This is a genomic window from Salinarimonas sp. NSM (genome assembly GCF_052380005.1).
GTDB lineage: Bacteria > Pseudomonadota > Alphaproteobacteria > Rhizobiales > Beijerinckiaceae > Salinarimonas.
Genome location: NZ_JBQTCJ010000127.1, coordinates 1 through 1,176, shown reverse-complemented (window position 1 = coordinate 1,176; position 1,176 = coordinate 1). Strand labels below are relative to the sequence as shown.

At 57.7% G+C, this 1,176-nt stretch carries 1 protein-coding gene; it reads left to right on the top strand.

What is annotated here, in order from left to right; genetic code table 11:
- Complete coding sequence (gene tuf / locus ACTZWW_RS22645; protein ID WP_444783223.1) at nucleotides 1–1,176, top strand: elongation factor Tu; 1,176 nt, start codon at nucleotides 1–3, stop codon at nucleotides 1,174–1,176.

The following is a 1,176-nucleotide window of genomic DNA, read 5'->3' as shown; positions in this document are numbered from 1 at the left end:
ATGGCAAAGCAAAAGTTTGAACGCAATAAACCGCATGTGAACATCGGGACGATCGGGCATGTTGACCACGGCAAGACCACGCTGACGGCAGCGATCACCAAGTATTTCGGCGATTTCCGCGCCTATGACCAGATTGATGGTGCGCCGGAAGAGAAAGCGCGCGGGATCACGATTTCGACCGCGCATGTGGAATATGAAACCGAGACGCGCCATTATGCGCATGTCGATTGCCCCGGCCACGCGGACTATGTGAAAAACATGATCACCGGTGCTGCGCAGATGGACGGCGCCATTCTGGTGGTGAACGCCGCTGACGGCCCCATGCCGCAAACGCGCGAACACATCCTGCTGGGCCGTCAGGTCGGCATTCCGTTCATGGTTGTTTACATGAACAAGGTCGATCAGGTCGATGATGAGGAATTGCTGGAACTGGTGGAAATGGAAATCCGCGAGTTGCTGACCTCCTACGACTATCCCGGCGATGATATTCCCATCATCAAAGGTTCGGCGCTGGCCGCGATGGAAGGCCGTGATCCCGAGATTGGCGAGAATTCGATCCGTGAATTGCTGGCCGCTGTGGACAGCTACATCCCCACGCCCGAGCGCGCGGTGGACCAGCCCTTCCTGATGCCTATCGAGGACGTGTTCTCGATTTCGGGTCGCGGCACAGTTGTGACCGGCCGTGTGGAACGTGGTGTGATCAATGTTGGCGACAGCATCGAAATCGTGGGGATCCGCGACACCAAGACCACGACCTGCACAGGTGTGGAAATGTTCCGCAAGCTGCTGGATCGCGGGGAAGCGGGCGACAATATCGGTGCGCTGCTGCGCGGTATTGGCCGCGAGGATGTGGAGCGTGGTCAGGTTCTGTGCAAACCGAAATCGGTTCAGCCGCACACCAAGTTCGAAGCAGAAGCCTATATCCTGACCAAGGAAGAAGGCGGCCGCCACACCCCGTTTTTTGCGAATTACCGTCCGCAATTCTACTTCCGCACCACCGATGTGACCGGCATGGTCCAGCTGCCTGAAGGCACTGAAATGGTGATGCCGGGCGACAACCTGAAATTCGTTGTCGAACTGATCGCCCCCATCGCGATGGAAGAAAAACTGCGCTTCGCCATCCGCGAAGGCGGCCGCACCGTCGGCGCTGGCGTCGTGGCAAAAATCATCGAGTAA